The following is a 25,380-nucleotide window of genomic DNA, read 5'->3' as shown; positions in this document are numbered from 1 at the left end:
GAGCGAGGTAATCCGCGAATGCACCAGCCAGCACCCGAGCCCCTGCCACGGGTCCTGCACCTCGCGCAGCCCGCGGACGGCGGTGTGGCCCGCGTCGTGCGGGACCTCGCACGCGCCCAGCTCGCGGCCGGCCTGCGGGTCTCGGTCGGCTGCCCCGACGGCGGACTGGCCGCGGACCTGCGGGAACTGGGCGCCGACGTGCGGGTGTGGCGGGCCGGGCGGTCACCGGGTCCGGCACTGCCCGGCGAGGTGCGGCGGCTTGTCCGGCTCATCGACGAGGTGCGGCCCGAGCTGGTGCACGCGCACAGCTCCAAGGCCGGTCTGGCCGCCAGGCTCGCCGTCCGCGGACGCATCCCGACCGTGTTCCAGCCGCACGCCTGGTCGTTCGAGGCGGTCGGCGGGATCACCGCCGTGCTGGCCCTGCACTGGGAGCGCTGGGGCGCGCGCTGGGCGGACCGGGTGGTGTGCGTCAGCGAGGCCGAGCGTGCCACCGGTGTACGCGCCGGGGTGCGCGCCTCCTACGCCGTCGTCCCCAATGGGGTCGACCCCGACCGCTTCACCCCCGTGCCCGCGGGCGTGTCCCGCGCCGCGCTGCTGCCGGACACGGACCCGGTGGCCCCGCTCGTCGTGTGCGTGGGGCGGCTGTGCCGGCAGAAGGGCCAGGACGTCTTGCTGCGGGCCTGGCCCGACGTGCTGCGCGCGCTGCCGGACGCCCGCCTGGTGCTCGTCGGCGACGGCCCCGACCGGGACGCGCTGCGCCGGCGGGCCCACCCCCGCGTGCACTTCACCGGCGCCGTCGCCGACGCCGTGCCCTGGTACCGGGCCGCCGACCTGGTGGTGCTGCCCTCGCGCTGGGAGGGCATGGCCCTCGCCCCGCTGGAGGCGCTGGCCTGCGGGCGGCCCGTGGTGCTCACCGACGTCGACGGCGCCCGCGAGAGCCTGCCGCCCGCCCTCACGGCGCGCTGCCTCGTCCCTGCGGAGGATCCCGCCGCACTGGCCGGAGCCGTCGCCGCGCTGCTGCCCGACGCACCGCTGCGCGCGTCGCTCGGCGAGCAGGGGCGCCGGTACGTCCTGTCCACGCACGACGTGCGGCACACCGCCGCGAGGGTCGCGGACCTCTACCGCGAACTCCTCGGCACCCGCCCGTCCATGTCCTCCGAGTGCAGGGAGTCCATCCACTCGTGACCGCGGAAAGCACCGTCCCCTCCCCCGGCGCGCAGCCCTGGGACGCCGGACACCCGCCCGTCTCGGTCCTGCCGGCCCGTCCCGCCGGCGGCCTCCGGTTCCCGCTGCGCCGACTGCCCCTCCGGCCGGCCTCACGCCTGCCGCTGCTCGCCGCCGACCTGGCCGCCGCACTGGCCGGCGCGGTGTCCCTGGACGGGGCCGCGCGCCACCCGCTGTGGATCGCCGCGCTGGTGTCGGCGGCGCTGCTGCTGCGCCCGCGCTCCACGCGGCCGGTGCCCGGCGTGCTCGACGAACTGCCCGCCGTCTGCGGCCGGATCGCGGTCGCCTGGCTCGGCCTGGCCGCGCTGCTCGCCGCCCACGACCCCGGCCGCGCGCTGTCCGTGCGCGCCCTGCTGCTCGGCGGGACGCTGCACGCGGCGGCGGCCTGCGCGGGGCGCGGGGCCGTGCACTGGCGACGGCGGGCGGCGCTGCTGCGCCGTCCGCGCACCGCGCTGGTCGTCGGGCCGGCCGCGACCGCGCAGCAGGTGGCGGCCGCGCTGCTGCGGCACCCGCGCTGCGGGGTGCGGCCGGTGGGCGTGGTCACCGACCGCCGCGAGGAGACCGGCGGACTGCCGGTGCTCACCACCGGCCAGGAGGTGGAGCGGGCGCTCATCCAGAACGGGGTGCGGGTCGTGCTCACCGTCGGGTCCGCCGTGCGCGGCGAGCAGGGTCCGCTGCTGCGGGCGCTGGCCGCCTCGGGCTGCACCGTGTGGGAGGTCGACGCGGGCTGCCCGGCGTACGAGACGCGCGAGCAGCTCGCCGGGTTCCCCGTGCACCGGCTCGAGCTCGGTTCCCGGCGGCGCGGCGGACTCGGCAAGCGGCTGCTGGACCTGGTGGTGTCCGGGGCACTGCTGGCGCTGGCCAGTCCGGTGCTGCTGGTGTGCGCGGTGGTGCTCCGGCTGACCGGCGGGCCGGGGGTGGTGTTCCGGCAGGAGCGCGTCGGCCAGGACGGGCGCCCCTTCACGCTGCTGAAGTTCCGCACCCACCGCCCGGTGGACGAGCACGAGGCCGCGACCCGGTGGAGCGTGGCGGGCGCGCGGGAGATGCGCCCCTTCTGCCGCTTCCTGCGCCGGACCTCCCTGGACGAGCTGCTCCAGCTGTGGAACGTCTTCCGCGGCGACATGAGCCTGGTCGGCCCGCGTCCCGAACGGCCCTACTTCGTCACCCGGTTCAGCCAGGCCCACCCGGGCTACGCGGCCCGCCACCGCGTGCGGACCGGGATCACCGGCCTGGCGCAGATCCACGGACTGCGCGGGGACACCTCGATCGAGGACCGGGCCCGGTTCGACAACGCCTACATCGACAACTGGTCGCTGTGGCAGGACGTCTGCATCCTGCTGCGCACCGCCACCGCGCTCGTGCGTTCCGCGGGGAGCTGACCGGTGTCCCTCCCCCTGTCTGCGCGCGGGCCCGCGCGTCCGTCCCCGGTGCTGCCCCTGGTGGCCGTGGTGGCGCTGCTCGCCCTGCCGGTCCCCGCCGGCGGCGCGGGCGGCGCGGGCCCGGCGGACGCGCTGTCCGCGCTGGCCGTCGGGTACTGCGCCGTGCGGCTGCTGCGCGAGCGCCGGCGCCCCCTGAGCCGTACCGCCGCGGTGGTCCTCGCACTGCCGGTGGCCGGTCTGGCGCTCGCCGCGATGGGCGCGGCCCCGCCGGGCAGCGGGCTCGCCGGCCTGGGCCGCTACCTGCAGGTCTTCGTCCTCGTCCCCGCCGCCGTGCTGCTGCTGGTCCGCGGACGGCGCGACTTCGGGCTGCTGGCCTGGTCGTTCGTGGGACTCGCGCTGTGGCAGGGGGCGGTCGGCGTCCAGCAGTACGCCACCGGCACCGGCGCCTCCTACCAGGGCGAGGACGTCCGCGCGGTGGGCACCTTCGGGGCGGCGGACGTGATGGGCATGGCGACCGTGGTCTCCCTCGGGCTGGTCTGCTCGGTGGGGCTGGCGCTCGGGCGGCCCGCGGGACGGGAGCGTGCGTGCGCCGGGGTGTGCGCGGCGGTGCTGCTGCTGCCGCTGGCCCTGTCCTTCAGCCGGGGCGCCTGGATCGCGACCGCCGTGACGCTCGCCGCACAACTGGTGCTGGCGGGGGTGCGCCGGGCGCTGAGGGTGGCCGCGGCCGCGGCCGCGGCGGGGGTGGTCCTGGTGGGCGGTCTCGGGGTGGGCACGGGGATGCTGCACGAGCGGATCGGCAGCATCACACGGGTCGCCGACGCACCCGACCAGTCGGTCGTCGACCGGTACACCATGTGGGCGGCGGCCGCCGACATGTGGCGCGGGCACCCGCTGACCGGTGTCGGGCTGAAGGGCTTCCCCGAGTACCGGGACGGGCACGCCTCGCTCGCGCTGTCCTCGGGCAGCGACACGGAGGGCGCGGGCGCCGCCTTCCGCAGGCAGCCCCTGCTCTCCCCGCACAACATGTACCTGCTGGTCCTCAGCGAGCAGGGCCTGGTCGGGCTGCTCGGCCTCGCGGGCGCCTGGCTGGCCCTGCTGGTGTGCGCCCTGCGCGGTCTGGCCCGGACCCGCCGCACGGCCCGGGGCCGGGAGTGCGCGCTGGTCGCCTGCGGCCTGCTGACCTGGCAGCTGGTCGACTTCGCCTACGCCGACATCGGCGGCCCGTCGACGGTGCTGACGGCGGTGGGCCTCGGCCTCGCGGGCTGGTGGGCCCTGGTGGGCGCGGACGCGGTCGCCCCCGAGGACGGTCCCCCCGCCACCACCGCCCGGGGAGCGGCCGTCGGAGAGGCCGCCCTGCGATGACAGCGCCCCCGTCCCGGGACCCGCGCCCACCACGCCCCGTCCCCGCACCGGCACCGGCACCGGCACCGGCACCGGTGATCAGCGAGGCCGCCGGGCCGGCCACCCGCAGGACGGGCGCGCTCGGCGCGGACGGGACCGGCGCGGACAAGCTCACCGCGGGCACCCCGGGGGCGGGTGACCGGTCCGGGCCCGGCGGCGGGGAAGGAGCACCGGCCGGTGCCCTCGCCGCGGCCCTCCCGCCCGCCGGAGCCGGCCCGGACGTCGCGACCCGCCCGGCCCACCCGGGCGCCTCCACCGGCCACCCCCCGCTCACCGGGCGGTTCCTCGCCCGGGTCACCCTGATCACCGCGTCCCTGTCGGTCGCCGGTGCACTGTTCGGGCTGGTGCGGGACCAGTCGCTGGCGCGGCTGTTCGGGGCCGGACGGGACACCGACGCCTTCCTGGTCGCCTGGACCGTGCCCGAGTTCGCGGCCACGCTGCTCATCGAGGACGGGCTGGCGTTCGCGCTGATCCCGGCGTTCAGCCTGGCCCTGGCCCGCCGCGCGCAGGGCGCCCCCGGGGACCCCGTGCGGGCGCTGGTCGCCACCACCCTGCCCCGGCTGGCACTGTCCTTCGCCGGGGTGGGCGCCCTGCTCGCCGCGCTGGCCCCGCAGCTGGTCGGGGGCCTCGCGCCCGGTTTGGCCGACCGGGCGCTCGCCGTGGACTGCACCCGGCTCACCGCGACCTGCGTGCTCAGTTTCGGCCTCGCCGGGTACTGCAGCGCGGCCCTGCGGGCCCACCGCCGCTTCGTGGCGTCGGCGGCCATCTACGTCGCCCACAACGTGGGCATCATCACGGCGATGTACGCCCTCGGCGGTCACTGGGGGGTCCGCTCGGCCGCGTTCGGCGTGGCGGCGGGCGGCTGCCTGATGGTGCTCGTCCAACTGCCGTCGCTGCTGCGGTGCCTGCGCCGCCGTACCGGGAGGGCGGGGGCCGGGGCGGGGGCCGGGGCGGGGCCCATGGACGCGGTGCTGATGGCCACCGTGCTGCTGTTCGCGCTGTGCCGGCAGTCCCAGGTGCTCATCGAACGGTTCCTCGCCTCGCACCTGCCCGCCGGGGCCATCTCGCACCTGAACTACGCGCAGAAGATCGCGCAGATCCCGATGACGCTGTCGATGATGCTGTGCACGGTCACCTTCCCGGCGGTGGCGCGGGCCCTGGCCGAGGGCGACACCGAGCGGGCCCGCGCCCGCGTGGAGCGCGACCTCGCGGTGGCCTCCTGCCTGGTGCTCTACGGCACGGCCGCGGTGCTGGCCTGCGCCCCGCAGATCGTCGGACTGCTCTTCCAGCGAGGCGCGTTCACCGCCCCGGACACCGCGGCGACCGCGGGCGTGATGCGCGTGTACGCGCTCGGGCTGCTCGGCCAGACCCTGACGGGGGTGCTGGTCCGCTCCTACTTCTCGGCCGGCCGCGCCACCTGGTACCCGGTCGGCGCGATGAGCGCCGGCATCACCGCGACCTTCCTGATCGGCGCCGCGGCGGCCGGCCCCTGGGGCGTCGCCGGGATCGCCGCCGCCAACGCCACCGGCATCACCCTGACCGCCGCGCTGCTGCTGTGCGGCATGCGCGCCGCCCGGCGGGGCCGGCCGCGCGGGGTGCCCGTCCGCGTCGGGCCGGTACTGCGCGAGCTGGGCCGGCCGCTGGGGGCCGCGGCGGCGGCCGTGCCGGCCGGGGCGTTCGCCGCGAGCCGGCCCGCCGGCGCCCTCGCGGGTCTCGCCGCCGGGGGCGCCACCGTGACCGTCGTCTTCGCCCTGCTCGGCTGGGCCCTGGGGGCCCAGGGCCCGGTACCCGCACTCCGCTCCGTACGCTCCCTGACCCGAAGGCTCGCCCATGCCGTCATCCGTTGAGTCCCCGGTCCGCGCCGGCGCCCCGGCCCCGGTCCGCACCGGGCCGGTCCCGTGGATCGCCATGTACCACTCCGTCGGCGACTGCTCCGACGACCCCTACCGCGTCACGGTCACCCCCGCCCGGCTGGAACGGCAGCTGCGCTGGCTGCGCCGACGTGGCCTGCGGGGCGTGTCGGTGGCCGAGCTGCTGGCGGCCCGCGCCCGCGGGGAGGGGCGGAAGCTGGTCGGGCTCACCTTCGACGACGGCTACGCCGACTTCCTCACCGGCGCCCTGCCCGTGCTGGCCCGCTGGGGGTGCACGGCCACCCTGTTCGTGCTGCCCGGCCGGTTCGGCGGCGACAACGCCTGGGACCCGCGGGGCCCGCGCAAGCCGCTGCTCACCGCCGCCCAGGTCCGGCAGGCCGCCCGGGCGGGCGTGGAGATCGGCTCGCACGGCCTCACCCACGTCGACCTCACCCGGGCCGGCGACACCGCCCTCAGGGCCGAGACCGCCGGGAGCCGGGCGGCGCTGCAGGAACTGACCGGCGCCCCGGTAACCGGCTTCTGCTACCCCTACGGGACCGTCGACCATCGCGCCGCCGGCGCGGTGCGGCAGGCCGGGTACGGCTACGCCTGCGCCATCGACCCCGGCGCGCTGAGCGGTCCGTACGCGCTGCCCCGCGTGTACGTCGGGCAGAACGACACCCCCGTGCGCCTGTTCCTGAAGTACCGGCTGCACCGGCTGCGCCGCCGTCCCGTCGAGGGGCTCCGATGAGGGTGCTGCACGTCATCACCGGGCTCGGGGCGGGCGGCGCCGAGCAGCAGCTGCGGCTGCTGCTGCGGCACCTGCCGGTGCGGTGCGAGGTGGTGACGCTGACCGATCCCGGGCCGGTCGCCGACGGACTGGCCGCCGACGGGGTGCGGGTGGTGCACCTCGGCATGGCCGGCAACCGCGACCTGGCCGCGCTGCCCCGCCTGGCCGGGATCGTCCGGCGCGGCCGTTACGACCTGGTGCACACCCACCTGTACCGGGCCTGCCTGTACGGCCGGATCGCCGCCCGGCTCGCCGGGGTCCGCGCGGTGGTCGCCACCGAGCACTCCCTCGGCGACTCGCAGCTGGAGGGCCGGCCGCTCACACCGGGCGTACGCGCGCTGTACCTGGCCGGCGAGCGGCTGGGCCGGTCCACCGTCGCCGTCTCCCCCACGGTCGCCGGGCGCCTGCGGCGCTGGGGGGTGCCCGCGCCGCGCATCGAGGTCGTGCCCAACGGCATCGACCTGGAGCGGTTCCGCTTCGACCCGGTACGGCGGCTGCGCACCCGCGACCGGCTCGGGCTGCCCGCGGACGCGTTCGTGGTCGGCGGGATCGGCCGGCTCGTTCCCGGCAAGCGCTTCGACGTGCTGGTCCGGGCCCTGGCGCACCTGCCCGCCGACTGCCGGCTGCTGCTGGTCGGCGGCGGCCCCGAGGAGGGCGCCCTGCGCCGCACCGCGCACGCGGCCGGGGTGGCCGACCGGGTGCTGTTCGCCGGGGAACGGCCGTACCTGGCCGATGGGTCCGCCGGCCCGGACCTGCCCGCGCTGGCCTCGGCGATGGACGTGCTCGCCTCGCCGTCCCCGGAGGAGACCTTCGGCCTGGCGGTCGTGGAGGCGCTGGCGGCCGGGCTGCCGGTGCGGTACGCCTCCTGCCCGGCGCTGGAGGACCTGCCGCCCGAAGCCGCCCCGGACGCCCTGCGGGTGCGGGGCGGCGCGGAGGACCACGCCCGCGCGCTGGCCGCGGTCCGCGCCGCGGGACCCGGCCCGCGCACCGCCCCCGAGGCCGCCCGCCACTACTGCATCACCCGCAGCGCCGCCCGGCTCATGGACGTCTACACGGCGGCGCTCGCCCGCACCGTCCCCCCGTCCCGATCCCCCCAGGGAGCCAGTCCGTCATGACCGAGAACCCCGCCCCGCACCGCCGCCTCCTCCGTGTCCCCCGCGCCCGCTCGCTGCCGCCCTGGTCACTGGTGGCGGCCGGGGCCCTCGCGGGCGGTCTGCTCGGCGGCGCCTACGGCGCGCTGAAGCCCCCGGCGTACACGGCCACCAGCTACGTCGTCGCGGTGCCCGCCGACAAGTCCGACACCGCCTCCGCGCTCGGCTTCGCCCAGGCCTACGGCCGGGTCGCCACCCAGCTCGCGGTGCTGGGGGACGCGCAGGTGTGGGCCGGGGTGCCGGTGCGGACCCTGCGCGACAGCGTGCGCACGGCCACCTCGCCGGACGCCCCGATGGTCGCCGTCTCCGCCACCTCCGACCGCCCCGCGCGGGCCGCCGACATGGCCAACGCGGTCGCCCGCTCCCTCACCCAGCACGCCAACGCGGTCAAGGCCGACACGCACGTGGGGCTCCTGCAGTTCTCCCGCGCGGCCGAACCGGCCGCGCCGGCCTCGGCGTCCGCCGACGTGACCGCCCTGGTCGGGGCGGGCGCGGGCGGCCTGCTCGGCGGGCTCGCGCTGCTGGTGCGGCCCCGGCGCCCGCCGGAGGAGGAGGCGGCGGTGCGTCCGGCCCCGGTGCCCGGCCCGGCCGTCGCCGCCGACGCGCAGGGTCAGCGGTGACGGCCACGTACGCGGCGCACGCCGCCCCCACCGCACACCCCGCCGGAGCCGGCGCCGGGCCCGGCGCGGGCCTCGTCACCGAACTCGTCACCGACGAGGACGCCTTCACCGAACTGGCCCCGGCCTGGAACCGGCTGTACCGCGGGTGCGCCGCTGCGACCCCGTTCCAGAGCCACGCCTGGCTGCACTCGTGGTGGCGGTCGTACGGCGGACCCGGGCGGCTGCGGCTGCTGCTGGTGCGCCGCGACGGCGACCTCGTGGCCGCGGCGCCGCTGAGGCTGGTGCGCCGTCCGCTGCCCGCGCTGGTGCCGCTGGGCGGGACGATCTCCGACTACGCGGACGTGCTGCTGGACGACGCCGACGACGGCCGCGCCGCCGACGCCCTCACCTGGGCGCTGCACCGGGCGGCGCGCACCGCGCTGATCGACTTCCGGGAGGTGCGGCCGGGCGCCGCGGTGGAGCGGGTCCACGACCGCTGGCCCGGCCCGCGCCGCACGCTCCCGGACTCCCTCTGCCTGGAACTGCCCGCCGTGCCCCTGGACGGGCTGGTCGCCCGGCTGCCGTCCGCCAAGGCCGCCCAGCGGGTGCGGGCCAAGCAGCGCAGGCTGGCGACGCTGGGCGTGGAACGCCGCGCGGTCGCCCCCGAGGAGGTCGGGGCGGCGCTGCACCGGCTGCTGGAACTGCACCGGCTGCAGTGGCGGGGCCGGAAGGTGACGGGCGAACACCTGCGCCCCCGGTTCCGCGAGCACCTCGTGCGGGCCGTGGGCCCGATGGTGCGCTCGGGGGACGCCGTCGTGACCGAGTTCCGCATCGGGGACGAGGTGCTGGCCGTCGACGTGACGCTGCTGTCGCGGAACCTGGCCGGCGGTTACCTGTACGGGGCCCACCCCCGCCTGCGCGCGCAGAAGGCGGACGTCGCCGTGATGCTGCTGGACGCGTGCGCCGGGACCGCGCACACCGGCACGGGCGGCCACGGCACGCTGAGCCTGCTGCGCGGCGACGAGCCGTACAAGCACCACTGGCGTCCCGAACCCGTCCTCAACCGGCGGCTGCTGCTGGCCCGGCGCCGGACGGCCCCGCTGCTGTCGGCCGCCCTGGGCGACGCGGCGGCCCGGCAGCGGGGCAAGGAGGTGCTGCACCGGTGGAGGCAACACCGCACGCGCTAGCGGGCGCGCGATCACCGGTCGAAGCGGAGGCAGAACCCGCCGGCCCAGTGCTCGACCCCGGCGCCCAGGTCCAGCGGCGAGCAGTCGGCCGCGGTCCTCGGGGTGGCCGTCGGCCGGGGACCCGGGGCCGCGGTGGGCGCGGGTGCCGGGGCCGCCGGGGCCGGCCCGCCGGTGCGGCCGTACAGGGCGGACCGGTAGACCCGGGACGCCTCCGGGTTGGCCGCACACTGCCACACGCCGTGCGGGCAGTAGTCGGTCAGCGTGTTGTACAGCGGCCGGTGCGCGTCGAACCAGGCGAACATGCGCCGGACGTACTCGGCGTTGTCGCCGTTGCGGAAGAGGCCCCACTCCGGGTAGGAGACCGGCTTGCCGTGGGCCTTGGCGAAGTCCACGTGCTGCTGCAGGCCGTAGGGCTCCGCCACCTGTTCGTCGAACGGCATTCCGGCCGGCTGGTCGTAGGAGTCCATGCCGATGATGTCGACGGTGCCGTCACCGGGGTAGCACTCGGTCCAGGCGACGGCGTCCCGGCCGCGGCTCGGTGTGAAGTCGAACCGGAACCTCTGGCCCGGCACCGCCCGCATGGTGGTGACGATCCTGTTCCAGTACGTCTTCCAGGACCGGGGGTCCGGTCCGCAGCGGTGCGTGTAGGTGGTGCCGTTCATCTCCCAGCCGAGCACGATCACGGTGTCCGGCACCTTCAGCTCCACGAGCCGCTCGGCCAGTGCGCGGAAGTGGGGGTCGAACCCCCCGGCCGCGCCCTGCCGCAGCAACGACCGCACCTCGGCGTCGGGGAGGTGGTCCTCGTTGCGCTCCTGCATGGGCACGTTGAGGACGAGCATCCGGTCGGCCTTCTCCCGCCGCCAGTGCGCCCACGCGTCCAGGAAGCCCGGCGAGCCCTCGATGTCGCGCCAGCGGCCGCCGGGCAGATAGGTGTGCGCGACCTTCAGCTCGGTCCCGCCGAGCCAGCGGCTCAGTCCGGCCATCCGGGCCACCCCCTGCGGACCGGAGTCGAGGAAGGCGCCGAAGGCCGGGGGGGCCTGGGCGGAGCCGACCGGTGCCGGGGCGGCGGGTGCGGGAGCGACCGGTGCGGGGACGGGAGCGGGGGCGGACGGGCCGACGGCCCGCGCCGTCGCCGGGGCCGCGGCGAATCCGGGACCGACCGCCGTGCCGGCCGCGGCCGCGGCCACGATCAGGGCCGCGATCACGACCGGCCGCCCGGACCGGGATCCGCGCCGTTGTCGAGCCATGACCGCCCCTCTCCCCACTCACCCTGCCTCCGGGTCTTGACCGGCTAATGACACTCAGTCATATCAATATGAAAGACGCCAGTGCAGTTACCGCTTCCGGGTTCCACGAGCGTCCGCACGGGTGAACGATCCCAAGGAAACAGCCCGTGTCGCTGCTGGACGTCCGGGTCTCCGCGGTTCTGCTGCGAATCGGCCGGAATCCCTTTCACCCCGGCACCCTGGGCGCCGTACGATCGCTCGGCAGAGCGGGGGTGGAGGTGCATGTCGTCGCCGATTCCGTGGGAAGTCCCGTGTGCCGCTCCCGGTACGTGCGGCAGATGCGCCCCCGCCCGCGCCCGGTGCCCCGCTGGACGAGATCGCGGCCGTGCTGCGCCGGGTGGCGGCCCGGGTGGGGCGGCCAGCGGTGCTGGTCCCGATGGACGACGCGAGCGCCGTCGCGGCCGGCCGCAAGCAGCTGGCCTGGCCGTGCGGGGCGGGCCTGACCGCGGTCGGCCGGTGGACGCCCAACACCCAGGTGCGGACGCTGGCCGAACGGCTCGCCGGCGAACTGGGCCACCGGGGCGTCTTCGACCTCGACTTCCGCCGCTGCGGCCGTACCGGCCGCTATCACCTGCTCGACTTCAACCCGCGTCCCGGCGCCCGGTTCCGGCTGTTCACCGACAGCGCGGGCCTGGACGTCGCGCGCGCCCCGCACCTGGATCTGAGCGACCGTCCACTACCGGACGGATCGCCGTTGACCGGAAGGGAGTTCGTGGTGGAGGACTATGCGCCGCTGAGCGCGTTGCGGCCGGCCTGCGGAAGCCGGGAACCGGCCTGGTTCGCGTCCGACGACCGCGGGCCGGGCCGGGCGATGTGCGCGCTGTGGTGCCGGCGCGTCGCCCGCGTGCGCCGCCGGGCCGCGCCCGCGCCGGTGGTGCCACCGCGCGTGGTGCACCAGGCGGGCACCCGCGACACGACCGCCGGCCCCTCCGCGGGCCGACCCGGCGACGGCTCCCCCGACTGCTCCCGCGCCCTCCCCGACGACGAGAGGGCGGGCAGTCGCCGGGGTACGGCCCGCCGGTCGTGGGCACGGGGGCCCGTGCGGTCCGCCCGCCGCGTCGCGCACCGCGGCGGCCGGGCGGAACGCGGGCCCGCGGGCACCCGTCGGGCCGGGCGCGGCGGGGTGCCGGGGTTCGCCGTCCGGCACCCGGCACGTCACCGGCGGGAGGCGGCCGCGCCGCCGCGCCGTCAGCGGTTGACGCAGGTGCTGCCGAACGCCGGGTTCAGCAGGCCGATGATGTTGACGCTGTTGCCGCAGACGTTGATCGGCGCGTGGACCGGGGCCTGGACGACGTTGCCGGACAGGACGCCGGGGGAACCGACGGCGACGCCCTTGGCCCCGGCGTCGGCGGAGGCGGGCCCGGCCAGGCCCAGGGCCAGGACGGTGCCGGTGACGGCAGCGGCGGTCTTCCTCATGGTGTTCCCTTCCGTGGGCGTGCCCATGACGGGCGGTACCGGGTGACACGACGTGAACGGTCGCAGTACGCATCAGGGATAGACGGACGGCCGTGCCGAAAAACTGAATGAACCGACAATCATTCGATCGCGCCGCCACCCCATGCGCTCACCACCGGCCGCGGGGGGACGGCGGCCGGACCGGACCGGCTCGCCCCTCGCCGCCGGGCCGCCCCACGGCGGCACGGCCCTCTTGCCGTTCGCGGCGTCCGGTCCGCCGTCGCCCCTGCCCCCGACGGGGGCCCGCGGCGCGGCCACCGCCGCCGCGCCCACGACGGGAGCGGCGGCCACCGCCTTCCCGAGCGCCTCCTCCCCCTTCTGCGGGCGGGTCCGCCGGGGGTGCGGCCCGCTGCGGGGTGTCAGCGGCGGTACAGCGCCTCGATCTCCTCGGCGTAGGCCGCCGCCACCGCGTGCCGTTTCACCTTCAGCGAGGGCGTCAGCAAGCCGTTGTCCTCGGTGAACTCGCCCTCGACCAGGGCGAAGGCACGGATGGACTCGGCGCGCGAGACGGCCCGGTTGGCGTGGTCGACCGCCTCCTGCACCTGCGCGCGCAGCCGTTCGTCGCGCACCAGCTCGCTCATCGGGGTGTCGGGGGGCAGCCCGCGCACCGCCAGCCAGTGGGCGACGGCCTCGGGGTCGAGGGTGATCAGGGCGGCGACGAAGGGCCGGCCGTCGCCGACGACCACGCACTGGCCGACGGGCGCGCGGCTGCGCAGCCGGTCCTCCAGGACGGCCGGGGAGACGTTCTTGCCGCCGGAGGTGACGAGGATGTCCTTCTTGCGGCCGGTGATGGTGAGGTAACCGTCCTGGTCGAGGGAGCCGAGGTCGCCGGTGGCGAACCAGCCGTCGTCGAGGGCGGCGCGGGTGGCGGCCGGGTTGTTCCAGTACGACCCGAAGACCACCCCGCCCCGGATCAGCACCTCGCCGTCGTCGGCGATGCGCACGGACACGCCGGGGACCGGCAGGCCGACCGTGCCGGGGCGGGGGCCGAGCGGCGGCACGAGGGTGGCGGCGGCGGTGGTCTCGGTCAGGCCGTAGCCCTCGTGGACGGCGATGCCGGCCGCGTGGAAGAACAGGTTCAGGTCGCGGTCCAGCGGGGAGCCGCCGCTGATGGCGTAGCGCACGCGGCCGCCCAGTTCCCCGCGGATGCGGCGGTAGACCAGCAGGTCGTACAGGGCCCGGGCGGCGTACAGGCCGGGGCCCGGACCCCTGCCGGCGCCGAGGGACTTCCTCAGGTACGCCTCGCCGAAGCGCACGGCGATCCGTTCGGCACGGTCGAAGGAGGCGCCGCGGCCGATCCTCTCGGCGGTGGCGCGCCCGGTGTCGTGGATCTTCTCGAAGAGGTACGGCACCCCGACCAGGAAGGTGGGCCGGAACTCCTTGAGCGCCGGGCGCAGTTCGTCGGGCCTGACGCTCGGGAAGTGGCCGGTCTCGATGCGGGCCATCAGGCAGGCGAGCTGGAGGGTGCGGCCGAGGATGTGGGCGAGCGGCAGGAAGAGCAGGGTGGAGGCGGCCTGGCCGGTGACGGCCCGGAAGACGGGGTGCAGCAGCTCGACGGTGTTGGCGGCCTCGGCGTGCAGGTTGGCGTGGGTGAGGACGCAGCCCTTGGGCCGGCCGGTGGTGCCGGAGGTGTAGCAGACGGTGGCGACGGTGTCGGGGGTGAGGGCGCCGCGCCGTTCGGCGACCTCGTCGTCGGGCACGTCCCGGCCGAGGGCGGTGAGGTCGGCGAGGGCGCCCGCCTCGAGGTGCCACAGCCGCGGCGGACGGGGGTGGCGGGCGGTGCCGGTGGTGACCGTGGCGGCGTTCCCGGCGGTCTCGGCGACGACGTGGCGGGCGCCCGAGTCGCGGACGATCCACTCCACCTGTTCGGCTGAGGAGGTGGGGTAGACCGGCACGGACCGGCCGCCGGCCGCCCAGATCGCGAAGTCCAGGACGGTCCACTCGTAACGGGTGCGGGACATGACGGCGACCCGGCCGCCCGGTTCCAGGCCGGCGGCGATCAGGCCCTTGGCCACGGCGGTGACCTCGGCGGCGAAGGCGGCGGCGGTCACCGGGCGCCAGCCGCCGTGCTCGCGGCGGCGCAGCAGCACCGCGTCCGGGGTCTCATCGGCGTGCGTGAACGGCAGGTCGGCCATGGACCCGGCGGCGAGCGGGGGTGCCAGGGGGGCCGCGCGGACCTCCCGGACGGTTCCCGCGGCGTCCCTGACCAGGTCCACCGGGACGCGGCCGGCCAGGTCGGCGCGCCGCCGTGCCCGTTTCAGATCCTTGTGTACGCCCATGACGGCTCCCGGTCGCGGCTCGTGCTGAGGTGCTGACGAACGTACTTACCGAGAAGTCAACTTACTCATAGGTAAGGAAAGGTCAATGGGACGCGCGGGCCGGGTGCGGGAGCTAGGAGACCACGTCCTTGCGGGCGAAACCCCGGAACGCCAGGGCGAACAGGACCAGGGCGTAGCTGACGGAGACGGCGGCGCCCTGGATCATGCCGGACCATTCCAGGTGCGGCTGGACGGCGTCGGCCCAGGCGAACTGCCAGTGCGCGGGCAGGAAGTCGCGCCAGTGGCCGAGGGCGGTGACCGCGTCCAGGACGTTGCCGACGATGGTCAGGCCGACGGCGCCGCCGACCGCGCCGAGCGGGGCGTCGGTCCTCGTCGACAGCCAGAACGCCAGCGCGGCGGTGACCAGCTGGGACACGAAGAGGTACGCCACCACGACCACCAGGCGCCGTACCGCCGTACCGGGGTCGAGCGCGCCGCCGGTGGGGACCTGCAGCGGGCCCCAGCCGTAGGCGGCGGTGCCGACCGCGAGGGCCACGACCGGCAGCAGCACCATCGCGGCCAGGCTGAGCCCGAGCGCCACGGCGAGCTTGGACCACAGCAGCCGGGCCCGGGGCACCGGCGCGGCCAGCAGGTAGCGCAGGGAGGACCAGCTCGCCTCCGAGGCGACCGTGTCCCCGCAGAACAGGGCGACCGGGACGACCAGCAGGAAGCCGGCCGAGACGAAGAGGCCGACCGCGGCGAAATTGGCGCCGGAGGCGGTGGCCGTGTCCATCAGGGTGACCTGGCCGTTGCGGCCGGCCGGGTCGCCGCCGATGGCGAAGGCGGCCACCAGCACGAACGGCAGGAGGGCGAGGACGCCGCCCATGACCAGCGTGCGGCGCCGCTTGAGCTGCCGGACCAGCTCCACCCGCAGGGGCAGTGTGCGGCCCGCGCGGTAGCCGGGGGCGGTCGCCGCGGGCTCCGTGCGCTCGCCGGGCGTGCTCATGCGGACCCTCCGATCAGGGTGAGGAAGGCGTCTTCCAGGCGCCGGTGGGGACCGACCGAGGTGACGGGCACCTCCAGGCGCACCAGCTCCACGACCAGGCGCTCGGCGGTGGCGCCGGGGGCGAGGCGGACGAGCAGGCCGTCCTCGGTGCGCACGGCGGAGGCGATGCCGTCCAGCGCGGCCACCTTCTCCGCGACCGGCTCCCGCACGGGCACGGCGGTGCCGACCAGCAGGGTGTCGCCGGAACCGACGATGTCCCGGACCGGGCCGGCCTGGACCAGCCGGCCGCGGTCCATCACCACCAGGTGGGTGCAGGACTGCTCGACCTCGGCGAGGAGGTGGCTGGAGACGATCACCGTGCGGCCGCCGGCCGCGTAGCGGATCATCACCCCGCGCATCTCGCGGATCTGGGGCGGGTCGAGGCCGTTGGTGGGCTCGTCCAGGATGAGCAGGTCGGGCAGGCCCAGCATGGCCTGGGCGAGGGCGAGGCGCTGGCGCATGCCCTGGGAGTAGGTGCGCACCGCGCGGGCGAGGGCGTCGCCGAGACCCGCGATCTCCAGGGCCTCGTCCAGGTGGGCGTCCCCGGCCGGGCGGCCGGTGGCCCGCCAGTACAGCTCCAGGTTCTCGCGGCCGGACAGGTGGGGCAGGAAGCCCGCGCCCTCCACGAAGGCGCCGACCCGGGACAGCACGGGCGCGCCGGGCCGGACGGCGTGGCCGAAGACGCGGATCTCGCCCTCGTCCGGCGCGATCAGGCCCATGAGCATGCGCAGGGTGGTGGTCTTGCCCGCGCCGTTGGGCCCGAGCAGGCCCAGCACCTGGCCCCGCTCCACGCGGAAGGACAGCCCGCGCACCGCGTACCGGTCGGCGGACCTCGCGTAGCGCTTGCCCAGGCCGGTGATGACGAGCGGGACGTCGGCGAGGTCCGGGTCCGGGGCGGGGGCCGCCGTGCGGCGGCGGCCGGTGAGCAGCAGGGCGAGGGCGAACGCGGCGCCGGCCACCGGCAGCCACCACACCCAGGCGGGCAGGGGGGCCGCCGCGGTGGTGACCCGGGGGGCCGTCGGCACGCTGAGGTCGCCCCTGAGGGAGACGGTGTAGGCGGCCGGGGCGGCGGGCGAGGCGTAGCCGAGGTCGGTGGAGGCGAGGACCAGGCGGAGCCGGTGGCCCTTGCGCACCTCGTGGTCGATCGCCGGGAGGGTGAGCGTGACGTCCCTGCCGGCCCTGGCGCCGGTGACGCGCACGGGAGCGACGAGCTGGGCGGGCAGCACCTGCCGGGCGCCGGGGCCGACGTCGTAGACCTTGCCGAAGAGGACGGCGTCCTCGCTGGTGGAGGCGACGTGCACGGTGACGGTCGGCGCGCCGGTGATCGTGAGGTCGGCGGTCAGCGGGGCCGAGTCGAACCGGGCGTACTGGCCGGGGAAGTCGAGGGAGACGCCGAGCCCGAGCGCGGACAGCCGGGACAGGCCGCCGGAGCCGCCGAGGCCGGGCAGGGCGGAGACGCCGGGCGGGCTGGCGCCGGCGGGGTTGGCGAAGCGCTGGGAGGCGCCGGTCAGCGGGACGGGACGCGGGTGGCCGCGCAGGCCGGGGTAGGAGCCGGCGGTGGCACCGCGCAGCTGGGCGGCGCCGTCGGTGGAGTCCACGCCTCCGGTGCGGGTGATCCGGAAGGCGGGGCCGGTGCCGGCGCTCGCGTCGTCCTTGAGGTAGTGGTCGAACCAGGCCGCCACCCGGGCCTGCACCCGGCCGTTCTCCAGGTCGCCGCCGTCGTGGCCGCCCGCGACCCAGTCGACGTCGACCGGGGCGCCGTTGGCCCGGATCGCCCGCGCGGCCGCGTCGGACTGGGCGAGGGTGAACAGGGAGTCGGTCTGGCCCTGCACCAGCAGGGTGGGCACCCCGATGCGGTCGGCGACGGCGGACGGGGAGCGCTCCTGCAGGAGCCTGCGGGCGGCCGGGTCGGGGGTGCCGGACTCGGCGACCCGGTCGTACATGCGGCACAGCGCGGGTTCGAAGCGGGCGCAGCCGCCGCCGCTGTTGACGAAGACGCCGGCCCACAGCTTCTTGAACACGCCGCCCGGGAACAGGGCGTCGGCGAGGTCCCAGTAGGTGAGGGCGGGGGCGATGGCGTCGACGCGGCGGTCGTGTCCGGCGGCGAGCAGGGAGACCGCGCCGCCGTAGGAGCCGCCGGCGACGCCGACGCGCGGGTCGCCCTTCCGGTCGAGCCGGACCTGGGGCTGTCCGGCCAGCCAGTCGATGAGCCGGGAGACGTCGGCGACCTCGTGCTCCGGGTCGTTCAGCCCGATCCGGCCGGTCGAGTGGCCGAAGCCGCGCGCGGACCAGGTCAGCACCGCGTATCCGTCGCGGGCGAGGTCCTCGGCCTGCCGGCGCACGTCGTCCTTGCTGCCGCCGAAGCCGTGCGCCAGCAGGACGGCGGGGCGGCGCCCGGAACCGGCGGCGCCGGCGGTGAAGTACGAGGTGTCCAGACGGGTGCCGTCGGACATGGTCATCATCCGGTCGCTGCGGTGCACCGGGGCGGCGTCGCCGGAGGCGGCGGCCGTCCAGGTGCCGGCGCCGGCGAGCACCACGACGGCGGCCGCGGCGGCCATCAGCCGGCGCGGCCCCTTCAGCAGCCCTCGCAGCGCGGACACGCGAAGATCCATGCTCCAACGGTACGGGCCGCCGCGGACGACCGGAGCGGCCGCCGGTCGGAACCCGGTCCCCTCCCCCGGGCGTACGGCACCGGCCCGGTGTACTCCGGGCGCGGTAGGCGGGCGGCGCCGGGAACGGCGCGGCCCCCGCCGCCTTCGGCCGTACGGGCGGCAGGGGTCACGTGGTGCGCGCGGCCTCAGGCCCGGGCGTCCTCGGGGACCGACACCAGCCAGCGGGTCTCGCGGCGCGGGCGCAGGTAGAAGGCCCAGTAGAGGGTGGCGACCGCGGTGATGCCGCCGGTCCACAGCAGGTAGCCCGTCTCCTGCCGGCTGAGGACGTAGGCGAGGACCACGATCAGCAGGACGGGCACCGCGGGCCACAGCGGCATCCGCCAGGCCGGCGTGTGCCGGTGGGAGCCGCGGCGGGCCAGCAGGGCGGCGACCGCGACCAGCAGGTACATGCCGGTCACCGAGACGCCGGTGACGCCGTAGAGGGTGTCGAGGTTCACGAAGCACAGCAGGGCGCCCGGAACGCCGACGGCGAGCGTGGCGACCCAGGGGGAGCCGAAGCGGCCGAGCTTGGCGAAGGCGTGGTTGACCGGGTCGGGCCAGGCCTTGTCACGGGCGGAGGCGAACAGGACGCGGGAGTTCTGGATGACCATGACGATGCCGGCGTTGACGATCGCGAGGGCCACGCACAGGCTCACGAAGGCGCCGACGGCCGAGTTGGACCAGGCGGTGACCATGGAGCCGATGTCACCGCCGGTCAGCTCCTTCAGGTCGGAGGCGCCCAGGGTGATGGCGACGACCGGGACCAGGATGATCACGGTGGAGATCGCGAGGGTGGCCAGTACCGTCTGGGCGACGTTGCGGCGCGGGTGCTCCAGTTCCTCGGAGAGGTAGACCGCGGTGGAGAAGCCCTGGGTGACGAAGAGGGCGATGGCGAGCCCGGAGACGACCAGCATGGCCGTCACGGTGTCCGTGCGGCCGTGCGCGCCGGCCACCTCCATGGAGAGCAGGCTGCCCGCCCCGCGGTGGCTGTGGCTGAAGCCCAGCAGGGCGACGACACCGGCGGCGATGACCTCCAGGACGAGGAAGACGCCGGTGATCCAGGCGTTGGCACGCAGGTCGAGCAGGCCGGCGAGGGTGGCGAGGAACATGACGCCGGCGCCGGCCAGGGACGGGTCGAGGTGGACGATCGGGGAGAGGTAGTCCGCGGTGCCCAGCGCGATGACGGGCGGCACGATCATCACGACCAGCAGGGACAGCACGAACACCAGCCAGCCGGCGAGCCGGCCGGCCATCGTCGACACCATGGCGTACTCGCCGCCCGCGCTGGGGATGAGGGTGCCCAGCTCGGAGTAGCAGAACGCCACGGCGATGCAGAGGAGGGAGCCGATGGCGATCGTCAGGGCGGTGGCGGTGCCCAGGGAGCCGAACAGGTCGGGGACGACCACGAAGAGCGTGGAGGCGGGCGTGACGCAGGACAGCGTCAGCAGCGTGCCGCCGACGACGCCGATGGAACGCTTGAGCTTCTGGGGGCCGGCGGGGTCCTCCGGGACGGTCGTCCCGGCAGAACGGAGCGTGTCGGTCATGCGGCGGGTTCCGATCGGCTGGTGCGGCTGGGAGTGGGTCCGGGAGCGCCGTCGCCTCCGGCGGCTCGTCGTACGCCCGTCTCGTCCGCTCCCGGCGCCGCCTAGCGAACCCTGACGAAAACCGTCACGTCAATGGCTGTTTACCTGCGGAATCCGCACTTCGGAACGGTCCTGCGTCGCATCGCTTTCCCAGGTCGCGAAGCCCTGTGGGTGCAACCGATAAGCCACTCTCATACATGACCTTGTTTTCGAAGGACATTCCCCATCCACTCCTTCACTGCCCGTTTCATCACACGGGAACGGGAACCGCAGCGGAGGTGGCGAAAAAATGTCAGGCCGTCCGGTGTCCGGACGGCCTGACGGGAAAGTGCCGTGACGCTCGGGCGACGGTCAGTGGTTGCGCGGGAAGCCCAGGTCGACGCCCGCCGGGGCGTCGGCCGGGTCGGGCCAGCGGGTGGTGACGACCTTGCCGCGGGTGTAGAAGTGCGTGCCGTCGTTGCCGTAGACGTGGTGGTCGCCGAAGAGGGAGTCCTTCCAGCCGCCGAAGGAGTGGTAGCCGACGGGGACCGGGATCGGGACGTTCACGCCGACCATGCCCGCCTCGACCTCCAGCTGGAAGCGGCGGGCCGCGCCGCCGTCCCGGGTGAAGATCGCCGTGCCGTTGCCGAAGGGGGAGGCGTTGATGAGGGCCACGCCCTCCTCGTAGGTCTCCGCGCGCAGCACGCACAGCACCGGGCCGAAGATCTCGTCCCGGTAGGCCTGCGCCGTGGTCGGCACCCTGTCGAGCAGCGAGATGCCGATCCAGTGGCCGTCCTCGTGGCCGTCGACGGTGAAGCCGGTGCCGTCGAGGACGACCTCGCACCCCTCGGCCGCCGCGTTCTCCACGTAGGAGGCGACCTTGTCACGGTGGGCCCTGGTGATCAGCGGGCCCATTTCGCTGGCCGGGTCGTTGCCGGGACCGATCCTGATCTTCTCGGCACGCTCGCGGATCCTCTCCACCAGCGCGTCGCCGATGGCACCGACCGCGACGACCGCGGAGATCGCCATGCAGCGCTCGCCGGCGGAGCCGTAGGCCGCGCTGACCGCCGCGTCCGCCGCCGCGTCCAGGTCGGCGTCCGGCAGCACCAGCATGTGGTTCTTGGCGCCGCCGAGGGCCTGCACCCGCTTGCCGTGGGCGGAGGCGGTGGCGTGGATGTGGCGGGCGATCGGGGTCGAGCCGACGAAGGAGACCGCCTTGACGTCCGGGTGCTCCAGGAGGCGGTTGACGGCCGTCCTGTCGCCGTGGACGACGTTGAAGACGCCGTCGGGCAGGCCGGCCTCGGCCAGCAGCTCGGCGATCCGGACGGAGGCCGACGGGTCCTTCTCGCTCGGCTTGAGCACGAACGTGTTGCCGCACGCGATGGCGATCGGGAACATCCACATCGGGACCATCGCCGGGAAGTTGAACGGCGTGATGCCGGCGACGACGCCGAGCGGCTGGCGGATCGAGGCCACGTCCACGCGGCTGGCCACCTGGGTGGACAGCTCGCCCTTCAGCTGGACGCTGATGCCGCAGGCCAGGTCGACGATCTCCAGGCCGCGCGCGACCTCGCCGAGCGCGTCGGAGTGCACCTTGCCGTGCTCGGCGGTGATCAGCCCGGCGATCTCGTCGCGGTGGGCGTCCAGCAGCGCGCGGAACGCGAACAGGACGCCGGTCCGCTGGGCCAGCGAGGAGTGGCCCCAGGTGCGGTAGGCGTCCTTGGCCGCGGCGACGGCGGCGTCCACCTCCTCGGCGGAGGCGAACGCGACCCTCGTGGTGACCGCGCCGGTCGCCGGGTCGGTGACCGGCCCGTACGTGCCCGACGCGCCCTCGACGGCCTTGCCGCCGATCCAGTGGTTGACGGTCCTCGTCATGCCCAGCAACTCCTTCTACACGTGGCGGCGTCGGGTCGAGACGTGTCGTTCGTACAGCTCACGCGCCTTGACCGCCGACGGTCGGGTCGCGGTCTCGGCCACGGGGACATCCCACCAGGCCTGGGCCCCGGGCGCGCCCGACACAGTGTCGGACGTTTCGGTCTCCACGTAGACACATGTGGCGGTGTCGGCGGCCCGCGCCTCGGCCAGTGCCGCGCCCAGCTCCCCCACGGTCCGCGCGCGCAGCACCCGCAGCCCGAGGCTGGCCGCGTTGGCGGCCAGGTCGACGGGGAGCGGGGCCCCGGTGTAGGTGCCGTCCGGGGCCGGGAAGCGGTAGGCGGTGCCGAACCGCTCGGCGCCCACCGCCTCCGACAGGCCGCCGATCGACGCGTACCCGTGGTTCTGCACCAGCACGACCTTGATCGCGACACCCTCCTGGACGGCGGTCACGATCTCCGTCGGCATCATCAGGTAGGTGCCGTCGCCGACCAGCGCCCACACGTTCCGCTCGGGCGCGGCCAGCTTCACGCCGATCGCCGCCGGGATCTCGTAGCCCATGCAGGAGTAGCCGTACTCCAGGTGGTACTGGTCCCGGGAGCGGGTCCGCCACAGTTTGTGCAGGTCGCCGGGGAGCGAGCCGGCCGCGTTGACGATGACGTCGGACTCGTCCACCAGGGCGTCCAGGGCCCCGATCACCTGCGGCTGGGTCGGGCGCGCGTCCGGTCCGGCGGCCTCGAAGCAGGCGTCGACCCGCTGTTCCCAGTGTTCCTTGCCCCCGGTGTACTCCTCGACGTAGGAGTCGGCGACCCGGTACCCGTGCGCGCGGAGGGCCCCGGTCAGCTCGCCCAGGGCGGCGCGGGCGTCCGCGACCAGCGGCAGCCCGGCCAGCTTGTGGGCGTCGAAGGGCGCGATGCTGAGGTTGAGGAAGCGGACCCCCGGGTTGCCGAAGAGGGTGCCGGAGGCGGTGGTGAAGTCGGTGTACCGGGTGCCCACGCCGATCACCAGGTCCGCGGTGCGGGCGAGCCCGTCGGCGGTCGCGGTGCCGGTGTGGCCGATGCCGCCGACGTCCTGCGGGTGGTCGTGGCGCAGGGAGCCCTTGCCGGCCTGGGTGGAGGCGACCGGGATGCCGGTGGCCTCGGCGAAGCCGGCGAGGGCCGCCTCGGCACGGCTGTGGTGGACCCCGCCGCCCGCGACGACCAGCGGCCTGCGGGCCGCCCGGACCGCCCGGACCGCCTCCGCCAGCTCGGCCGGGTCCGCGGCGGGGCGCCGTACGGTCCACACGCGCTCGGCGAAGAACTCCTCCGGCCAGTCGTACGCCTCGGCCTGCACGTCCTGCGGCAGGGCGAGGGTGACCGCGCCGGTCTCCACCGGGTCGGTGAGGACCCGCACGGCCTGGAGCGCGGACGGGATCAGCTGCTCGGGGCGGGTGACGCGGTCGAAGTACCGCGAGACCGGGCGCAGGGTGTCGTTGACCGAGACGTCGCCCGCCCAGGGGACTTCGAGCTGCTGGAGGACCGGGTCGGCGGGGCGGGTGGCGAAGACGTCGCCGGGCAGGAGCAGGACCGGGAGGTGGTTGACCGTGGCCAGGGCCGCGCCGGTGACCAGGTTGGTGGCGCCCGGGCCGATGGAGGTCGTGACCGCGTGGGTGGACAGGCGGTTGCACTGGCGGGCGTAGCCGACCGCGGCGTGCACCATGGCCTGCTCGTTGCGGCCCTGGTGGTAGGGCATCACGTCGGCGTACTCGACGAGGGCCTGGCCGATCCCGGCGACGTTGCCGTGGCCGAAGATGCCCCAGGTGGCGCCGATCAGCCGCCGCCGCTCGCCGTCCCGCTCCGTGTACTGGGCGGCGAGGAAGCGGACCAGGGCCTGGGCGACCGTGAGCGTCGTGGTCGGGGCGGTCACCGGTATCCCCCCGTCGTCCCCACGTGGTCCGGGTGGAAGCGGATCCGCCACTCCCGCGTCCCGCCGGGGCCGGCCATGACGTTGAGGTAGTACAGGTCGTGACCGGGCTGGGCGATGGACGGGCCGTGCCATCCGTCGGGGACGAGGACGGCGTCGCCGGAGCGGACCTCGGCGAGGACGTCGGACCCGCCCTCGCGCGAGGGGAACACCCGCTGGTAGCCGACGCCGTTCGGGCCGTCGACCTCGAAGTAGTAGATCTCCTCCAGCTCGCACTCCTCGCCCGGTCGGTGCTCGTCGTGCTTGTGCGGCGGGTACGAGGACCAGTTGCCGCCGGGGGTGACCACCTCCACGGCGATCAGCCGGTCGCAGGCGAAGGCGTCGGCGGAGGCGAAGTTGCGCACCCGGCGCGCGCAGGAGCCGCTGCCGCGCTGCTCGACGGGAACCTCCGGCGCGGGGCCGTAGCGGGCGGGGAGTCGTCGCTCGCACTTCGCTCCTGCCAGAGCGAAGCGGCCTCCCGCGCCGGAGGCGATCAGGACCCGGGCGTCCCGGGGCGCGTACGCGAAGTCGGACACCGACGCGAACACGCTTTTCCGGCCCAGGAGTTGGAACTCTTCATCGTCCACTCGAACGGTACATGCGCCTTCCAGCGGAAGCACGATCCACTCGCTGTCCCCGGTGGTGAACGCGTGGCTGCCGCCGGGCGGCAACTCGGTCACGCGCAGACTGCCGTACGTCCAGCCGGCCACTTCGGGACCGATGTCGACGGCGTACCGGGCGTTCGCGGTCGCGCCCCTGGGCAGGTGCAGATCGGTGCTGGTCACAGGCCCCTCACAACAGTCCTACGGCGGTGTCCACGGCGGCGGCCACGTCGCCGTCCGCCGGATACAGCAGTGAGCGGCCGGCCACCAGGCCGCGCACGGTGGGCAGCCGCAGCGCGCCACGCCACTTCTCGTACGCGGCGGCCCGGTCCCCGGGTGAGTCGCCGACGTCCCCGCCGAGCAGCACGGCCGGCAGGGTCGAGGTCTCCATGACCCGGGCCATGTCGTCGGGGTTCTCGGTGACGGGCACCTTCAACCAGGTGTAGGCGGAGGAACCGCCGAGACCGGAGGCGATGGCGAGGGACCGGATGACCGCCTCGGCGGACAGGTCGTTGCGCAGCCGGCCCTCGGGGGTGCGGCGGCTGATGAACGGCTCCACGAAGACGGGGAGCCGGCGGGCGGCCATGGCGTCGACGGCGCGGGCGGTGGCCTCCAGGGTGGCCAGGGAGCCCGGGTCGTCGTAGTCGATGCGCAGCAGCAGTTTGCCGGCGTCGAAGCCGAGGCGCTCGATGTCCTCGGGACGGTGGCCGGTGAAGCGGTCGTCCAGTTCGAAGCGGGCGCCCTGCAGGCCGCCGCGGTTCATGGAGCCCATGACGACCTTGTGGTCGAGGGCGCCGAGCAGGAGCAGGTCGTCCAGGATGTCGGCGGTGGCGAGGACGCCGTCGACGCCGGGCCGGGACAGCGCCAGGCAGAGGCGCTCCAGCAGGCCGGCGCGGTTGGCCATGGCGAGGTTGCGGTCACCGACGCCGAGCGCCCCGCGGGCCGGGTGGTCGGCGGCGACGATCACCAGCCGGCCGCCGCCGTCCAGCAGGGGCCGGCGGGGGCGGCGGGCGGCGGCCTCGGCGACGGCCTCGGGGTGGTGGACGCGGGCGTGGACCAGCGCGGAGACGTCGACCCGCGGGTGCGCCGCGTCCTCGCGGGTGCTCGCCGTGCCCTCGCCACGGGTG

The 25,380-nt window shown here is 75.8% G+C and carries 18 protein-coding genes and 1 pseudogene; 9 read left to right on the top strand and 10 right to left on the bottom strand.

From position 1 onward, the window contains the following. Positions 1-18: 18 nt before the first annotated feature. The 8 genes from QQY24_RS20365 (at position 19) to QQY24_RS20330 (ending at position 9,581) form a co-directional block, all read left to right on the top strand. On the top strand, positions 19-1,185 hold the full coding sequence (locus tag QQY24_RS20365) for a glycosyltransferase (protein WP_301974120.1): 1,167 nt from the start codon (positions 19-21) through the stop codon (positions 1,183-1,185). After that, positions 1,182-2,603, top strand: a complete 1,422-nt coding sequence (locus QQY24_RS20360) for an exopolysaccharide biosynthesis polyprenyl glycosylphosphotransferase (protein ID WP_301974119.1) — start codon at positions 1,182-1,184, stop codon at positions 2,601-2,603. Before QQY24_RS20365 ends, QQY24_RS20360 begins: the two co-directional genes overlap by 4 nt. 3 nt (positions 2,604-2,606) lie before the next feature. Next, positions 2,607-3,965, top strand: a complete 1,359-nt coding sequence (locus tag QQY24_RS20355; RefSeq protein WP_301974118.1) for an O-antigen ligase — start codon at positions 2,607-2,609, stop codon at positions 3,963-3,965. 74 nt (positions 3,966-4,039) lie between these two features. Continuing rightward, the gene (locus QQY24_RS20350; protein ID WP_301974117.1) at positions 4,040-5,851 is read left to right on the top strand and encodes a lipid II flippase MurJ; all 1,812 of its coding nucleotides are present in this window, start codon (positions 4,040-4,042) and stop codon (positions 5,849-5,851) included. Beyond that, entirely contained in the window at positions 5,835-6,605 is a 771-nt protein-coding gene (locus tag QQY24_RS20345; RefSeq protein ID WP_301974116.1) for a polysaccharide deacetylase family protein, read from the top strand. The genes QQY24_RS20350 and QQY24_RS20345 overlap by 17 nt, the downstream gene beginning before the upstream one ends. Beyond that, positions 6,602-7,759, top strand: coding sequence for a glycosyltransferase (locus QQY24_RS20340; protein ID WP_301974115.1), 1,158 nt, complete (start codon positions 6,602-6,604; stop codon positions 7,757-7,759). The genes QQY24_RS20345 and QQY24_RS20340 overlap by 4 nt, the downstream gene beginning before the upstream one ends. Next, complete coding sequence (locus QQY24_RS20335; protein ID WP_301974114.1) at positions 7,756-8,415, top strand: lipopolysaccharide biosynthesis protein; 660 nt, start codon at positions 7,756-7,758, stop codon at positions 8,413-8,415. Before QQY24_RS20340 ends, QQY24_RS20335 begins: the two co-directional genes overlap by 4 nt. Before the next feature lie 113 nt (positions 8,416-8,528). Continuing rightward, positions 8,529-9,581, top strand: coding sequence for a GNAT family N-acetyltransferase (locus tag QQY24_RS20330; RefSeq protein ID WP_301976302.1), 1,053 nt, complete (start codon positions 8,529-8,531; stop codon positions 9,579-9,581). An 11-nt stretch (positions 9,582-9,592) separates the two neighbouring features. Here QQY24_RS20330 and QQY24_RS20325 read toward each other — a convergent pair whose 3' ends face one another. After that, entirely contained in the window at positions 9,593-10,828 is a 1,236-nt protein-coding gene (locus QQY24_RS20325) for a glycoside hydrolase family 26 protein (RefSeq protein WP_301974113.1), read from the bottom strand. Between the two features lie 146 nt (positions 10,829-10,974). On the opposite strand from QQY24_RS20325, the pseudogene QQY24_RS20320 reads away from it, so the two are divergent. Further along, positions 10,975-11,723: pseudogene (locus QQY24_RS20320) on the top strand (hypothetical protein); the annotation flags it as partial. A gap of 332 nt (positions 11,724-12,055) precedes the next feature. Here QQY24_RS20320 and QQY24_RS20315 read toward each other — a convergent pair. From QQY24_RS20315 to QQY24_RS20275, 9 genes are all read right to left on the bottom strand, one after another. Further along, the gene (locus tag QQY24_RS20315; RefSeq protein WP_301976301.1) at positions 12,056-12,283 is read right to left on the bottom strand and encodes a chaplin; all 228 of its coding nucleotides are present in this window, start codon (positions 12,281-12,283) and stop codon (positions 12,056-12,058) included. A gap of 398 nt (positions 12,284-12,681) precedes the next feature. Beyond that, on the bottom strand, positions 12,682-14,601 hold the full coding sequence (locus tag QQY24_RS20310) for a long-chain fatty acid--CoA ligase (RefSeq protein ID WP_301974112.1): 1,920 nt from the start codon (positions 14,599-14,601) through the stop codon (positions 12,682-12,684). A 112-nt stretch (positions 14,602-14,713) separates the two neighbouring features. Further along, positions 14,714-15,586: an ABC transporter permease gene (locus QQY24_RS20305; protein ID WP_301974111.1), complete on the bottom strand. Its 873-nt coding sequence runs from the start codon at positions 15,584-15,586 to the stop codon at positions 14,714-14,716. After that, positions 15,583-18,237, bottom strand: coding sequence for a CocE/NonD family hydrolase (locus QQY24_RS20300; protein WP_301974110.1), 2,655 nt, complete (start codon positions 18,235-18,237; stop codon positions 15,583-15,585). Before QQY24_RS20300 ends, QQY24_RS20305 begins: the two co-directional genes overlap by 4 nt. A gap of 185 nt (positions 18,238-18,422) precedes the next feature. Then, entirely contained in the window at positions 18,423-19,820 is a 1,398-nt protein-coding gene (locus tag QQY24_RS20295) for an APC family permease (RefSeq protein WP_301974109.1), read from the bottom strand. A 390-nt stretch (positions 19,821-20,210) separates the two neighbouring features. After that, positions 20,211-21,713 carry a CoA-acylating methylmalonate-semialdehyde dehydrogenase gene (gene mmsA / locus QQY24_RS20290; protein WP_301974108.1) on the bottom strand — a complete coding sequence of 501 codons (1,503 nt, stop codon included), beginning with the start codon at positions 21,711-21,713 and terminating at the stop codon, positions 20,211-20,213. 15 nt (positions 21,714-21,728) lie between these two features. Then, the gene (iolD, locus tag QQY24_RS20285; RefSeq protein ID WP_301974107.1) at positions 21,729-23,615 is read right to left on the bottom strand and encodes a 3D-(3,5/4)-trihydroxycyclohexane-1,2-dione acylhydrolase (decyclizing); all 1,887 of its coding nucleotides are present in this window, start codon (positions 23,613-23,615) and stop codon (positions 21,729-21,731) included. Beyond that, entirely contained in the window at positions 23,612-24,436 is an 825-nt protein-coding gene (gene iolB, locus QQY24_RS20280) for a 5-deoxy-glucuronate isomerase (RefSeq protein ID WP_301974106.1), read from the bottom strand. The genes iolD and iolB overlap by 4 nt, the downstream gene beginning before the upstream one ends. A 7-nt stretch (positions 24,437-24,443) precedes the next feature. Further along, complete coding sequence (locus QQY24_RS20275) at positions 24,444-25,313, bottom strand: deoxyribose-phosphate aldolase (RefSeq protein WP_301976300.1); 870 nt, start codon at positions 25,311-25,313, stop codon at positions 24,444-24,446. Between the last annotated feature and the right edge of the window lie 67 nt (positions 25,314-25,380).

The sequence above is a fragment of the Streptomyces sp. TG1A-8 genome, assembly GCF_030499535.1.
Classification (GTDB): Bacteria; Actinomycetota; Actinomycetes; order Streptomycetales; family Streptomycetaceae; genus Streptomyces.
This window is presented reverse-complemented; position numbering and strand designations above follow the sequence as displayed.